Raw genomic sequence first — 15543 nt, forward strand, 5'->3', positions numbered from 1 at the left:
CCATGAGACCTTTTACCTACAGCCGGGCCAATGATCCTGCGTCAGCCACGAAGGAACTGGCCGGAAACCCAAATGCAAAATTCCTCGCCGGAGGCACTAACCTGATCGACCTGATGAAGGAAGATGTGGAGCGCCCCAGCGCCATTGTCGACATTTCGGGCCTGCGCCTGACAGAGATAAAACCCATTGCCGCCGGGTTTGCCAAAGGCGGCCTGTCGATTGGCGGGCTGGGTAAAAACACCGATGCCGCCAATCACCCGCTGATCCGCCAGAACTACCCGCTCCTGACCCAGGCTATTCTGGCGGGCGCGTCCGGACAGATTCGGAACATGGCGACCAATGGCGGTAACCTGCTGCAACGTACCCGCTGCCCGTATTTTTACGAGGTGGCGATGCCCTGCAACAAACGCGAACCGGGCAGCGGCTGTGGGGCGCTGGAAGGCGTTAACCGGCTGCACGCTATCTTCGGCGCGTCCGAGAAGTGCGTAGCCGTGTACCCCTCTGATATGGCGATTGCGCTGGCGGCACTGGATGCCATAGTTAAGGTTAAGAACGCCAGCGGTCAGGAACGGAGCATCTCCTTTACGGACTTCCACCGACTCCCCGGCGATACGCCCGAACGGGACACGAACCTGGCGCATGGCGAACTCATTACGTCCATTGACCTGCCTCCTAACAAGTTTGCCGACAAATCGTACTACCTCAAAGTGCGCGACCGGGCGTCGTATGCTTTTGCGCTCATTTCGGTAGCCGCTGGCCTGGAGATGGGGTCGGGCAATAAGATCGTACAGGCGCGAATTGCAATGGGTGGCGTAGCACACAAACCGTGGCGGGCCTTAAAAGCCGAGCAATTTCTGGCGGGTAAAGAAGCGACAGCCGAGAATTTCAAGCGGGCTGCCGATGCCGAAATGGCCGATGCAAAGCCGCTGGAGCATAACAAGTTCAAAGTAGAACTGGGCAACCGCAGCATTGTGCTGGCGCTGCAAATGGCCATGAACGGCGGTAAAGCCTAATTTCAACGTCACTACTTCCATGCAAGACAAAAACAAACTAACCGGCACACCCATTAGTCGCATCGACGGGATTGCCAAAGTGACGGGAAAGGCAGCTTATTCGACGGATTATCCGGTCAAAAATCTGGCCTACGCCGTGCTGTTTAAAAGTACGATTGCCGCCGGAACGATTCGGATCATCGACACCACTGCGGCCGAAAAAGCGCCCGGTGTGCTGGCCGTTATCACCCACACCAATGCCCCGAAGCTCAATGTCAATGGTGGGATTCGCGGGGGTGCACTGCTCCAAAGTCCCGAAATTGAGTTTTACGGACAGCATATTGGTCTGGTCGTGGCCGAAACCTTCGAGCAGGCCCGTTATGCTACGCACCTGATCAACGTCACCTACGATAAGAAGGAGCCGAAAGTCGATTTCGAGAAACTGGCTAAAGAGGCTACACTCCCGAAGGATAAAGAAAGAGCTGATGCCAAACGGGGCGATGCAAAAGCCGCGCTTCGTGATGCCGAGTACAAAGTTGAGCAGGTGTACGAAACGCCCATCGAGCACCACCATCCGCTGGAACCCCACGCCACCATTGCCGAATGGAACGGTGATCGTGTAACGCTCTATAATAGTTCGCAGATCGTGAACGGGGCGCAAAGTGCTGCGGCCAATACGTTAAATATCAAGCCCGAACAGGTGCGAATCATTACGCCGTACATCGGGGGTGGTTTTGGCTCGAAAGGTGGCCAGTGGGCCAATCTGGTACTAACGGCGGTGGCCGCTAAACAGGTGAACCGGCCCGTAAAGCTGGCGCTGACCCGTCAGCAGATGGTGAATTCGGTGGGGTTGCGCCAGCGGAATCACCAGAAAGTAAGTCTGGCCGCTACCAAAGACGGTAAACTGACGGCGCTGGCGCACGAAATCACGACGCATGGTGCCATAAAAAATGAGTTCGTCGAACCTTGTGGCGATTGTTCGAAGGTCATGTACGACGTGCCGAACTCGCTCATTACGTACCGGGCGGTGCCGATGAACGTGATTTTGCCGACCTACACACGCGGCCCCGGTAAATCGACGGGCAGTTTCGCCCTCGAATCGGCGATGGATGAGCTGGCTTACGCCCTGAAGATGGACCCGATTGAGCTGCGTATTAAAAACGAACCCGAACGCGATCCCTCCAACGGCAAACCCTGGTCGTCGCGAAAAGCGGTTGACTGTTTACAAGTGGGGGCCAAGGCCTTTGGCTGGGAAAAGCGAAAAGCTGAACCCCGCCAGAACCAGCAGGGTAATTACCTGATTGGCTATGGCGTGGCGGCTGGCACATATCCCGCCCATCAGCGGCCCACGTCGGCCATTGTGAAACTGAAACGTACCGGTAACGACGTGATGGCTACGGTTGAGTTGGCCGCTGCCGATCTCGGAACCGGTACCTACACAATCCTAACGCAAACGGCCGCCGATGCGCTCGGTCTGCCCCTTCGTAACGTCAAGGTGGTCATTGGCGATTCTGACCTCCCGCCAGCGGCTGGTGCGGTGGGTTCGGTGGGGGCTGCCAGCTACGCAAACGCCGTGAACGACGCCTGCCAAAAGATTACGGATGAACTACTGACGCGATCCGGCAAGCAGTTTTTCGCCCGCCCAACGGCCTCGCAGCTGATGCTGTCCGAAAAACTAACCGAGTTTCAGACCCGAATCGACGCCAAACCGCTGGAAAGCGCCGAGGAATACTCAGCGCACAGCTTTAACGCCAACTTTGCCGAAGTATCCGTAAACCGGTTTACGGGCATGGTGCGGGTAAACCGGTTTCTGGCGGTGACGGGTGCGGGCACCATTCTGAACCCTAAAACGGCCCGGTCGCAGATCATCGGCGGCAATATCTGGGGCATTGGTATGGCGCTAACCGAAGAATCGATTCTCGATCCGCGCTGGGGCAATTTCGTTACCCGCTCCTTCGCCGACTACCACGTTCCGGCCAATCTCGATATTGGCGACATGGAAGCTATTTTTATTCGGGAAGACGACCAGAAATCCAATACACTCGGCGTAAAAGGCATCGGTGAAGTGGGCATTGTTGGCGTAGCGGCCGCCGTAGCCAACGCCGTCTTCAACGCTACCGGCAAGCGAGTCCGGGAGTTGCCCATTACGCCGGATAAGCTGTTGTGAGATGGCGTACCGACTGGATCGACGGTCGGTACGCCATATTTCCTAAGCCGTTACTTTCTTTAGCCCATTCGTTTGGAGATACGCCATCAAGGCTACCCAGAGGGCAACGGCGGCAATGGCAGCCTGCCCTAATCCGGTCAGCTCCACCGAGGGCCATACCAGCAGGATAACACTAGCTACCACCCATAGTAAATCCAGGGCAATGATGAATCGGACGGCTCCCGTTGATACAGAATGCTGGCGGCTCTGGTAGAAGACAAACACGGCAAAGGCAACCAGGAAAAGGCCAACCTCGGTGAAAATACCCGTCGATGATTGTCCGAAGAGTTGGGCGATAGGATTAGCTAATGCCAACAGCAAAAGGCCGGTCGCTCCCGAACTAACAGCATTGATGATCAAAACAGTTTTCAGCGATTTCATAACTAAATTGGTTTTTGGTGAACTGTTTGTTTTGCATTGAACAGGACAAAAGTCGGGCTCTGGGTTTGGGTTAGGTTGATAGTTTGCGCCAATTTTTGGCTATTTTGCGTCAACTCAACGACCCCGGCCCGATGTGCACAAACCTCTCCAGTCAGCACCTTCTTAACCTTCTGGACTATGCCGTCTGCAAAGGGTTAGACAGGCGGCTTCTGCTGAGCCAGCTGGATGTTCCTGAGTCTGATCTAACGGATGAAAAAGGCTGGGTGAGTCTGGCAGATTATACCAGGCTTTGGGCGGGTATGCTCGATCTCAGCCGGGACCCGCATCTGGGCCTGCATTACGGCTACTACCTGAATTTACGGGCGTTGGGGCTGGTTTACCAAATCTCGCTGGCGTCTTCCAGCATTGAGCAGGCCCTGGGTTTACTGGCCGACTATCTGGCGAGCACCTTTCCCGTAATTAATCTGGTAACAACCCAGCATCAGGATCACCTGATCATTGAGTTGCAAAGTTCCCTACTCCAAAATCCGCTGAAAAATCAGGTACTCGACTCGGTGTTGTTCCTGATGTACCGGGAAATTAGCCTGATGATTGAGGATGACATTGCCGAAGTACAAGTGCCCTATAGCCAATTAGAGGAATACCAGCGGCTCTGTGCCAGCCCCATCACAACCGCTAATGCTCACCGATTAATGGTAGAACTGCGTCTGGTGGCTGGCCCGATCAATCGTCGGCGGCTCAAGAATCTGGACGTGTTGCTGCCGGTTTTTCTGCAATTACTGGGTCAGTCACCGGTTCGTCGTAGCCCGTTTGCGGATCAGGTGCGTACCATGATCCTCAATCTCTGTTCGCCCGAGTTACCATGTCTGGATGAGGTGGTAAGCCAGTTTGCCATGAGCCACCGAACCTTTCAGCGCAAGTTGACCGAAGAGGGCACTTCGTTCCGATCCATTGCGGACGACATCAAACGCCAGATGGCGACTCATCTGGAACGGGGTCGAACGTTGGGCACGCAGGATATCGCCTATCTGCTGGGTTACTCGGCTTCCAGTGCTTACCTCCATGCCGCTCGAAAATGGCGTCAGCAACCGGCGGGGTAGTGTAGTCGATAACAATGAACCGTCTTGAGGAAAACTGGTCAGCCGGTGACCAATCGATTCGTGACTTATCAATAATCTACGCTGTATAGCTGTATACCCTCTCTTTTTACCGAAAAGCCCTGTCTGGGCGGCCTATCAATAGAAAAGAGAGAATGAGTAGATCTACAAAGCGCCGTAGGTGCGACCTCCATGAACCAGAGTAGGTCGCACCTACGGCGCTTCAGGCGAGAACTGAGCGATACTAACTATTGACGGGCCGCCTATACTGGGCTAATTAAACTATGCCAGGGATGTGGCCTATACTTTGAATCCAAAATCTACCTCCTTCGTCAAAGCCTTCTCCATTGCGAATAAGGAGATAACTAGGTAAGTACAGGACAGTGCGGTATTATTATCGCCCTAGTTTTACAGGGAATCGTTCTACTATCCGGCAAAATCACCTACCTGTAATTTACTATGAAGCACCTGGCGGCTCTTTGCCTAACCTTACCACTTATCATTCAGACCAGTTTCGGTCAGACGAAAAAACAAAATCCACCGGCAGCGGGTGCCGCTACTACGCTCCGGCAGCAGTTCAGTACACCCCCCGATGCCGCCAAACCGCGTGTGTGGTGGCACTGGATGAATGGCAACATCACCAAAGAAGGTATTCAGAAAGACCTCGAATGGATGAAGCGCGTAGGCATTGGCGGGTTTCAGAATTTCGACGCCAGCTTATTGACTCCCAATGTCGTGCCTAAAAAGCTGGTGTTCATGACCCCCGAGTGGAAAGACGCCTTTAAGTTCACTACCGAACTAGCCAAAAAGCTGCAACTCGAAATGGCCATTGCCGGTTCGCCGGGCTGGAGCGTGACGGGCGGACCGTGGGTTCCGCCGAGTGATGCCATGAAAAAATACGTCTGGACAGAAACCCGGATTTCGGGTGGCAAAGCTTTCACTGGCAAACTACCCCAGCCAGCGGCCACAACGGGTAACTTCCAGCATGTACCCCTGCCCACCGGGGGAGGAGGCTTCGGCGGAACAGTTGGTGTATTACCCACTTTCTACCAGGATGCCGCCGTTATTGCCTACCGTGTGCCCAAAAGCGAAACCCTCCTGTCGGCGCTCAACCCTAAAGTTACGTCCAGCGGGGGCTCCTTTACCCTGGCCGACCTCACCGACGGTGACCTGACCAATGCCAAACCCCTGCCACCCATGGAGGTTGGGCAAGATATGTGGATTCAATACGAGTTTGCACAGCCCCAGACGTTTAAGGCACTCTCCATTGTTGGGGCCGCTAGCGGAGGAGTCCTGGCGGAGTTTGAGGGCGCTCCTAATAACCGGAGTTTAAAAGTGAGTGACGATGGCGTTAACTTCCGCGAAGTCAGAACCATTCCGGGTAGTACCGTGGCCCAGACTACGCTCAGTATCCCGCCCACAACGGCTAACTATTTCCGGTTTACCTTCAAAACGTTACCACCAGCCGGTAATCGTTTTGCCGCCTTGATGGGTGGGGAAGATAAACCGGGCAAGCCGGAGGGCGTTAATGTGGCTGAGCTGGTGCTGCACACCACCGAGCGTATTGATAAATTTGAGGAGAAAGCCGGTTTCAGCCCCTGGTGGGAAGATAAGCTGGCGGCCGCATCAACAACGGGCGATGCCATTCCGACGGAGGATGTAGTCGATTTAACGGGTAAAATGAACGCTGACGGTACCCTGAACTGGACCGCCCCCGCTGGGGAATGGGTAGTCCTTCGCATGGGCTATTCGCTTACGGGTCGGCAAAACCACCCGGCATCGCCCGAAGCGACGGGGCTGGAAGTCGATAAACTGGATAAACTAGCCGTTCGGAAATACATCGATACCTATCTCGACATGTACAAGGATGCCACGGGTGGCCAGATGGGCAAGCAGGGGCTGGAATACATGGTGCTGGACAGCTACGAAGCGGGGGCTATGACCTGGACCAAAGCCATGCCCGAGGAGTTTGCCAAACGGCGCGGCTATAGCCTTATTCCCTGGCTTCCGGTGCTGGCGGGTCGGGTGGTGAAAAGTGCCGAAGCGAGTGAGAAATTCCTGTGGGACTACCGCAAAACCATCGGTGAACTGATTTCCGACAACCATTACGATGTCATTGGCGACGCCCTCCACGAGCGGGGCATGAAACGCTACACGGAATCGCACGAGAACAAACGGATTTATCTGGCCGATGGTATGGATGTGAAGCGAAACGCCGATATTCCGATGTCGGCCATGTGGACGCCCGGTAGTCTGGGGCAGGGGGTCAACGAAGAACCCCGCAGTCAGGCCGATATTCGCGAGTCGGCGTCGGTAGCGCATATTTACGGGCAGAATCTGGTGGCGGCCGAGTCGATGACCTCGGTAGGCAACGCGTTCAGCTATCATCCCGAAAAGTTGAAGCGCACCGCCGATCTGGAAATGGCGTCTGGCCTGAACCGCTTTGTGGTGCATACCTCTGTTCACCAGCCGCTGGACGATAAACTACCCGGTTTTTCTCTGGGACCGTTCGGCCAGTATTTTACCCGCCACGAAACCTGGGCCGAGCAGGCCAAAGCCTGGACCGGCTACCTGGGCCGGAGCTGTTACCTGCTTCAGCAGGGCAAACCCGTTGTCGATGTGCTGTACTATTACGGCGAGAATAACAACATCACCCAGCTTTGCGCGACCAAGTTGCCGGAATTTCCGGCGGGTTACGAATATGATTTTGTGAACGCAACAGCCCTCAAAACGGCCCTGCGCGTGGAGGGTGGGAAAATTGTGGCGAAGAGCGGCCAGCCGTACCGCCTGCTGGTGCTGGACGCGTCGGCCCGGTACATGACCCTGCCGACGTTGAAAAAACTGAGCGAACTGGTGAAGGCGGGTATGCACGTAACGGGTACCAGGCCCGAACAGTCGCCGAGCCTGAGCGATAACCCCGCCGAGTTTACCGCCCTCGTGAACCAGATCTGGAGCCAGCCAACCGTATCGGCCAAACCGATCGACGCGGTGTTGGGCGAGATGGGCGTTGCTAAAGATGTGATTATCTCGGGGGCTTCGGCCGAGATTCTGTACGTTCACCGCCAAACGGCCGGACAGGATATTTACTGGCTCAATAACCGCAGCGATGCCCTTAACGAAGCGCAGATCAGCTTTCGGGTAACGGGAAAGGTGCCGCAGCTGTGGAATCCGCAAACGGGCAAAACAGAAACGGTTTCGTATCAGGTGAAAGATGGCCGCACGATCATCCCGCTCCGGTTCGAATCGTGGGATGCGTATTTTATCGTATTTGGCGAAAAAGCCACCGTTGCGGCTTATACCAAACCAACCGTCACGGAGTCGGCGGTGGCGCGGATGGATGGTGCATGGAAGGTGAGTTTTCAGGAAGGACGGGGCGCTCCGCAAGGGGCCACGTTCGATAAGCTGGCGTCGTGGACCGACAATGCCGATGCAGGTATCAAATACTTCTCGGGCACGGCTACCTACGAAAATTCGTTTGAGGTGCCAACGGTTAATAAAGCAGCTTCGTATATCCTCGATCTGGGCGATGTAAAGAACTTGGCCGAAGTGATCGTAAACGGCAAAAACATGGGTATTGTCTGGAAGAAACCCTTCCGCCTACCCATCACCGACGCTCTGAAAACTGGTGCCAACACGGTGCAGGTCAAGGTGACGAACCTCTGGGTCAACCGGCTGGTAGGCGATGCGCAGCCCGGCGTGACGAACAAGATTACGTTTACAACCATACCGTTCTACCGCGCCAATTCGCCCCTGCTGCCGTCGGGCCTGATGGGTCCCGTTCGGGTGCTCGCGCCAGCGTTATAACCCGTCTGCGTTCTCAGATCAGCACGTCACAAACGGCCTCTGGATATGATAAGGCGCTTGTCCTTGGATAGTAAATACACTAATGCGACCTTTCGAAAGCCCACTTCCGGGCTTTCGTTTGTTATCGGGTATCTACACTATGCAAGGGCTATTTATCGAATACATCTTTCTCATCCTGATTATCCTGGGGCTGGTTATGCTGGCCAATAAGCTCCGGCTGGCCTATCCCATTGTGCTGGTGTTAGGTGGGTTGGCGCTCAGCTTTACGGACGAGTTTTCATCAATCACCATCGACCCGGATCTGGTCTTCTTTATTTTCCTGCCTCCGCTTCTGTTCGAAGCGTCCTGGCAAACGTCCTGGAAAGAGTTCTGGAAATGGCGACGGGTCATTACCAGTTTTGCCTTTCCCATTGTTATCCTGACCTCCTGCGTCATTGCTCTTGTGTCGCACGCCCTTATTCCAGGCTTCACACTAGCGCTGGGTTTCCTTCTGGGCGGTATTATCTCTCCGCCCGATGCTATTTCGGCAACCACCATTATGCGGCAGGTCAGCGTACCCAAGTCGCTGGTGAGTATTGCCGAGGGCGAAAGTCTGCTGAACGATGCGTCGTCCCTGATCGTGTTTCGGTTTGCGCTGGCGTCCGTTATTACCGGGCAGTTTCATTTCCAGGAAGCTGCCACCAGTTTTGGCCTGGTGGTTTTCATGGGAATAGGCGTTGGTCTACTGGTTGGCGTCATTTTCTACGCCATCATCCGTTGGTTACCTACTACCCCCAGTATCGAAATTGTGCTCACGCTGGTAACGCCTTACTGCATGTATTACGGAGCGGAGCATCTTCACTATTCAGGCGTATTGGCGGTCGTCAGCGGGGGACTGCTGCTTTCCAACAAACGGCAAAGTATGCTGACCTACCAGAGTCGAATACAGGGCGTAAATGTCTGGACCAACATTGTGTTTGTCATGAACGGGCTGGTCTTTCTGCTCATTGGTCTGCAACTGCCGCCTGTTGTTCAGCAACTTGGCACGGTTAGTATCCGCAGCGCCATTGGCTATGGGCTGGCGATCTCGCTGGTATTAATGATAACCCGCTTACTCTGCACCTATGGCGCGGGCCTTTTCACTCGCTTTGCCAGTCGTTTTATTACGGTGGCCGACCCGAATCCTGATTGGCGCGGACCCCTCATTTTGGGCTGGGCTGGTATGCGCGGTGTGGTGTCGCTGGCTGCTGCGCTGTCAATCCCGTTACTGATCGGAGCTGGTCAGCCTTTCCCACACCGCAACCTGATTTTGTTCATCACCTTTATCGTTATTCTGGTCACGCTGGTCTTTCAGGGGTTAACCTTGCCTTTGTTAATTAGAAAAGTGAAGTTTAGAGGTATGCCAAACGCTATTCCGGAGCAACAGCAGGAGCTTCTTATCCAAAAAGCCATTACCCAAACCTCGCTTGCCTTTTTGGGGAAAAACGAGCTGACCAACGAACACATCGCTAACCTGCACGAACGGCTAAACATTGACCTGCGTCTGCTCAATCAGGAATTGAACGAAACGAGTAATACCCGTACGAACGCCATAATGGCTTATCAACGCACCTATCTGGACTTGTTGCAGCAGCAACGAAGTACCCTGATCGAGATGAACCACGGCATAGAGTTCGATGAAGAACTGATTCGAAAATACCTTTCTTTAATTGATCTGGAGGAATTTAAAGTTCGGGAAAAACTGGTTCAGTAAGCCGATGTCAATTAATGTGTTACGAAGGGGTAAGCTACGGGATTCAGGCACTTGTACTGCTGAAAATCAGACATCGGGCCACACAAAGACTGACCCGAAAAAAACTTGTCGACCTAAGCGCCGTTTAGTCTGTAGTCAATAACGCCGGATGGCTTAAAATACGGTCCATCCTGTGCGTTGACGAGACCAGACAAATGTATGAGTACACGTAAAATTGCCTTAGTTGTTGGGGCCAGTGGAATTACCGGCAGCAATCTTGCCCACGAATTAATTAAGCAGGGATGGCTGACCTACGGGCTGGCCCGGAACCCCAATACCGAACTAACTGATTTGCAGCCCGTAGCTGCCGATCTGATGAATCCGGAGAGCCTGCAAACGGCTCTGTCGACAATTAACCCGACTCATGTGTTTTTTACGAGTTGGATGCGGAACGAGACAGAAGCCGAGAACATCCGGGTAAATGGCACCATGGTTCGCAACCTTCTGGATGCTCTGGCACCCAAAAAATCGGTACAGCACGTCGCGCTGGTTACGGGGCTGAAACACTATCTGGGGCCTTTCGACGCGTATGCCAAAGACGGCTTTCTGCCTGAAACCCCCTTGCGGGAAGAGCACCCCCGCCTTGACATCGAAAATTTCTACTACGCTCAGGAAGATGAAGTATATGCCGCTGCCGCCCGAGATGGCTTCACCTGGAGCATCCACCGGCCGCATACCGTTATCGGGAAGGCTGTAGGCAATATGATGAATATGGGAAGCACGCTGGCCGTTTATGCCAGCCTGTGCCAGGCCAGTGGACGGCCCTTCCGCTGGCCGGGTTCCAAAGCCCAGTGGGAGGGACTCTCGGACGTGACCGACGCCCGTGTACTGGCCAAACACCTCATTTGGGCCGCAACCACCGAAGCCGCGCATAATGAAGCGTTCAACGTGGTTAATGGCGATGTGTTCCGCTGGAGCTGGCTATGGCAACGAATTGCCGACTGGTTCGGTATTGAAGCCGTTGGTTTCGATGGCACGATTCATCCATTGGAAGACGAACTGGCAAACGATGGCCCGCTATGGCAGGAAATCGCCGAAAAGCAACACTTACTCGAACCTGATTTGACCCGTGTGGCATCGGCTTGGCACACAGACCTTGATCTGGGAAGACCCATTGAAGTAATGACCGACATGTCGAAGAGCCGTAAGCTGGGTTTTCTGGTTTTTCAGCGCACCGACGAGTCCTTCTTTGATCTTTTTACCCAACTACAGGCCGACCGCATAATTCCCGCCAATAGCGAGATCCAGCAACCTGAACTCGTTTAGGGGAAACACATTTATCAAACCAAATCGTATGATTGACACAAAAAGCTATGCCGCTCAGACCAAAGATTCTGAACTGGCACCCTGGAATTTTGACCGACGCGACGTTGGCCCGCACGATGTGCAATTCGATATAACCTTTTGTGGCGTTTGCCACTCCGACCTTCACCAGATCAGAGATGAATGGGGTGGTGGCATTTTTCCAATGGTTCCCGGACACGAGATCGTTGGTCGGGTCGTAGCTGTCGGGAGTAACGTTAAAAAATTCAACGTTGGCGACTTAGCCGGAACCGGATGCATGGTCGATTCGTGCCGCGTGTGTGAAAATTGCCAGCACGGTTTGGAACAGTATTGCACCAATGGCAACACGCTTACGTACAACAGTCTGGAGCAGGATAAGAAAACGCCTACTTACGGCGGTTACTCCAACACCATTGTGGTGAATGAAGATTTTGTACTTCATATTCCCGAAACACTCGATCTGGCCGCTACGGCCCCGCTGCTTTGTGCGGGCATTACGACCTATTCGCCCCTCAAACACTGGAAAGTGGGCAAAGGACACAAAATGGCCGTTCTGGGGCTGGGTGGTCTTGGCCACATGGGCGTTAAATTCGGGGTGGCTTTTGGGGCGGAAGTAACGGTCCTGAGCACATCGCCGAAGAAAGAAGAAGACGCCCGAAAACTTGGTGCGCACAAGTTCGTCGTCACCAGCGACCCGGCCCAGCTTGCGTCCGTTACCGGTTATTTTGACTTTATTCTGGATACGGTTTCTGCCGAGCACGATTACAACCAGTACCTGAGCCTGTTGAAAACCGATGGCGTGCATATCTGCGTAGGTGCACCCCCGACGCCTTCAGCCCTGCTGGCGTTCAGTCTGATTCCCGGTCGGAAGAGCATCGCCGGTTCTACGATTGGCGGTATTGCCGAAACGCAGGAAATGCTGGACTTCTGCGCCGAACACAACATCGTTTCGGATATTGAACTGATCGACATCAAAGATATTCAACCGGCTTATGAACGGATGCTGAAAGGCGATGTCCGGTATCGGTTCGTGATCGACATGGCTACGCTGTAGAGTACACTGATAAACAAAATGAGCCGGGGACACGTCGTATGCTCCCCGGCTCATTTTGTTTATTAGTCAGCAAACGTACCCGTTAACGGCGGCTACCGCTTCACTACTTTTAGGGTGCTTTGCCGCTCGCCCTGCTGAATTTGCAGAAAATAGATTCCCATTGGCAGATGTTGCAGGTCGATTGCTTGACGAAGTCGGTCGCTGGTTTTGGGTGCGTTCCAGGACCGGACCGACCGGCCACCCGATTCGCGAAGGCTGAATTCGATGCTCCCCCGGTAACGGCTGTTTATCTCCAAAACCGTTTGTTCCGTTGCGGGATTTGGCGAAAGAAGTAGCTGGCTGTCGGGGTCCGGTTCAACCGCCGTTACAACCCCCGGCACCAGCGCGAAGGGAACAAGGCCCGCTTCGGGCGTCGGTAATTTGGTGGTCGAATACAGGTGAAACGCGCCCGGCTCCAGCGTAACCGATTGGCTGGCGTCGGCAATCTGCACCTCCTGCCCGGTGAAAAAATGAAACCATTTACCGCCCGATGGAAACCCGGCCGAAACAGTCTGCGCTTTCGTATCGAAATTGCCGATTAGGAAAACGGTGCCTGAGGTACTGCGCAAGGTTAACCGTTTTACTACGCCCGTAAAATCGGTCGTAAAATCCGTTGTGGCAAAGGCCGGAACCGTGGTTTTAAGGTTAATCAGGGCACTGTAAACTTTGTATAATTTCTGCCGGTCGACGTCCTGGTAATAAGTCCACCGGACGGGTTTAGCCGCCGTTCGGCAGTCGTCTTTTATGGTTGTGCCGTCGGAGCAGGTGTTGATAGACAGGTCGTATCCCAGTTCGCCAAACTGCCAGATCATTTTTGGCCCCGGCACCGACAGCAGAAACGCAGCTGTCAGTTTGGCCCGATCGAGCGCCGTTGGCAGGGACTTGATGCTGTACGAACCCGTTGCAGCCCCATTTTGGCGGGAATCAAAAACGAGCCGTTCTTCGTCGTGACTTTCGGCGTAACCGATCAGGTTTGGCTTCTGGAAGTTACGTTTCTGATACGATAAGCCCGAGAAATCGACCTCAGCGGAGCGGGCAGCCCCCCGAAAATCGCCGTTATGATTTCCCCAAAGTAGCATACCATAATTTGCCAGTTCAGTTTCTTCGGAATCGTTGGCGAAGTGTTCGAGAATGACGTAGGCCGTTGGATCGACGGTACGGATCTGGTCGTAAATGCGTTTCCAGATCGCAATCCGGCTGGCATCGTAGTTTCCCCAGGCAGCTACATCATTGCCCGAGATTTTCTGCGTGAATCCTTTCGACAGATCAAATCGAAAACCGTCTATCTTATATTCCTGCAACCAGTATTTACAGACTCGATCCACGAAGGCTTTGGTGTCCGGGCTTTCGTGGTTGAAGTCGAAAAAGACGCTGTACGGGTGCGTGGCCTGTTGGTTGAAGTAGGGGCTATCTGCCGAGGGTCGGTCACCGGCCCAGTACATTTTTACATAGGGGAATTCGTAGTCTGCCTGGTTCAGCACCATGTCGAGCACCACGGCGATTCCCTGCTTGTGGGCCGCATCGATAAATTGCCGGAGGGCCGTTTTGGTCCCGTAGGCTTTGTCGAGGGCGAAATAGAACGTTGGGTTATAGCCCCAAGAATCATTACCCGAAAACTCCGTAACGGGCATGAGCTCAATAGTATTAATGCCCAGTCGTTTCAGATAGGCCAGACTATCGGTAAGGGTTTGGTAGCTTCGATTCTGAACGAAATCACGAACCAGCAACTCATAAACGACCATCGTATTAACGGCGGGCCGCTGGAAACCGGTTGTCTGAAACACGTAAGGCGTCTGGCCGGGCTGAAGGACCGAAACCGTATTGCCCTGTGCTTTTTCGGGGAAGGCTTTCAGGTTCGCGTAGGTCGTTGCCGGAATAAATTTATCGTTGTCCCGGTCCAGAATCTTGTCGGCGTAGGGGTCGGCCACGCCAATGGTTCCATCGACCAGATACTGGAAGGCCGTTTCGCCGGTGGGCAGGTTAGGGAGTTCGAGCCAGTAGCGGGTACCGTCGGGCGTTCGGTTCATCAGGTAGGCCGGGTCTAGGGCCCAGTTGTTAAACTCGCCGAGCAGGTACACGAAACTTTTCTTCGGTGCGTATAACACCAGCGTTGCCTTGTTGGGGCCGGTGTAATTGATGCCATCCTGTAAACCCACTGGTAGCGCAGCCACGGTGGGCAAAGGCTTAACGGTAAAGTGAAATGTGTCGGCAAGGGCGGTGGTGCCGGTTGTTGCGCTCAGTGAAGTTGCCCGGACAATGACCGTTCGCAGCAAACCCGATTGCCTGCCGGTGTTCAGGCTGGTATTTAGTGAATCGGTGCCGGTAGAACTGGCCGTCGGTTGCCCATCCAGCGTGAGGCTAAACGTTGCTGACTGCGAGCTTTTATAGCGTACCGGCAAAGGCGCATCGGCGTCAACATAAAACTGTTTTTGATTCGGCGCTAAGCGCGTCAGGTTAAAACTCGCGTCGTAAATGGTGATGAACAAGTCTTCCGTCTGGGCTTTTCCGTCCCCACTTTTCAGCAACAGGCCAAGTTTTCGAATGGGTGTTCCGGTTGGCACACCGAAGTAGGTGCGCGGTACGAGCTTGATCTGCCATTTGTCCCCGCCCAAAGCGGTCATTTTACCCGGCGTAAAGGGTTTACTGAAATCAGTTTGCCCGGTGGGTTGAAACTCAAACGCGTTTCCGCTCGCCGTCGACCCGGCCCCCGACCATAAAAAAACGTCGTCCTGTTTGCCCAACAGCCCCTTTGCCCGACTATCGGTTGACTTCGTCAGGTCGAAAACAAGGGTGATCTCGGCGTCGGCCGTGGGGAATGTTGGTTGGGTGTTGATGACCTGACCAAAGGCCGGTACCAGCAGAAAAATGAAAAGAAAAACCGTGTAGAAACGTGACCTCATATCGTTGTTGATGAA

General features: G+C 54.1%; 9 protein-coding genes. 7 read left to right on the plus strand and 2 right to left on the minus strand.

The genetic code is table 11. The annotated features are described in order from the left end of the window. The first annotated feature begins 2 nt into the window (after positions 1-2). Both CRO74_RS00625 and CRO74_RS00630 read left to right on the plus strand, forming a co-directional pair. A complete protein-coding gene (locus CRO74_RS00625) occupies positions 3-1013 on the plus strand; it encodes an FAD binding domain-containing protein (protein ID WP_097124081.1) in 1011 nt (336 codons plus the stop codon). 19 nt (positions 1014-1032) lie between these two features. Continuing rightward, positions 1033-3159 carry a xanthine dehydrogenase family protein molybdopterin-binding subunit gene (locus CRO74_RS00630; RefSeq protein WP_097124082.1) on the plus strand — a complete coding sequence of 709 codons (2127 nt, stop codon included), beginning with the start codon at positions 1033-1035 and terminating at the stop codon, positions 3157-3159. Between the two features lie 42 nt (positions 3160-3201). Here the strand turns inward: CRO74_RS00630 and CRO74_RS00635 are convergent, their stop codons facing one another. Further along, a complete protein-coding gene (locus CRO74_RS00635) occupies positions 3202-3579 on the minus strand; it encodes a hypothetical protein (RefSeq protein WP_097124083.1) in 378 nt (125 codons plus the stop codon). 131 nt (positions 3580-3710) lie between these two features. On the opposite strand from CRO74_RS00635, the gene CRO74_RS00640 reads away from it, so the two are divergent. The 5 genes from CRO74_RS00640 to CRO74_RS00660 all read left to right on the plus strand — a co-directional run bounded on the left by CRO74_RS00640 (position 3711) and on the right by CRO74_RS00660 (position 12589). After that, a complete protein-coding gene (locus CRO74_RS00640; RefSeq protein WP_097124084.1) occupies positions 3711-4679 on the plus strand; it encodes an AraC family transcriptional regulator in 969 nt (322 codons plus the stop codon). Between the two features lie 456 nt (positions 4680-5135). Continuing rightward, a complete protein-coding gene (locus CRO74_RS00645; RefSeq protein WP_097124085.1) occupies positions 5136-8480 on the plus strand; it encodes a glycosyl hydrolase in 3345 nt (1114 codons plus the stop codon). A gap of 139 nt (positions 8481-8619) precedes the next feature. Beyond that, positions 8620-10212, plus strand: coding sequence for a Na+/H+ antiporter (locus CRO74_RS00650; RefSeq protein WP_097124086.1), 1593 nt, complete (start codon positions 8620-8622; stop codon positions 10210-10212). A gap of 198 nt (positions 10213-10410) precedes the next feature. Then, a complete protein-coding gene (locus CRO74_RS00655) occupies positions 10411-11517 on the plus strand; it encodes an SDR family oxidoreductase (RefSeq protein WP_097124087.1) in 1107 nt (368 codons plus the stop codon). A 28-nt stretch (positions 11518-11545) separates the two neighbouring features. Then, positions 11546-12589: an NAD(P)-dependent alcohol dehydrogenase gene (locus CRO74_RS00660; protein ID WP_097124088.1), complete on the plus strand. Its 1044-nt coding sequence runs from the start codon at positions 11546-11548 to the stop codon at positions 12587-12589. Between the two features lie 92 nt (positions 12590-12681). On the opposite strand, the gene CRO74_RS00665 is transcribed toward CRO74_RS00660, so the two are convergent. Next, positions 12682-15528, minus strand: coding sequence for an alpha-amylase family glycosyl hydrolase (locus tag CRO74_RS00665; protein ID WP_097125957.1), 2847 nt, complete (start codon positions 15526-15528; stop codon positions 12682-12684). Between the last annotated feature and the right edge of the window lie 15 nt (positions 15529-15543).

The sequence above is a fragment of the Spirosoma fluviale genome (assembly GCF_900230225.1).
In the GTDB taxonomy this organism is placed as follows: domain Bacteria; phylum Bacteroidota; class Bacteroidia; order Cytophagales; family Spirosomataceae; genus Spirosoma; species Spirosoma fluviale.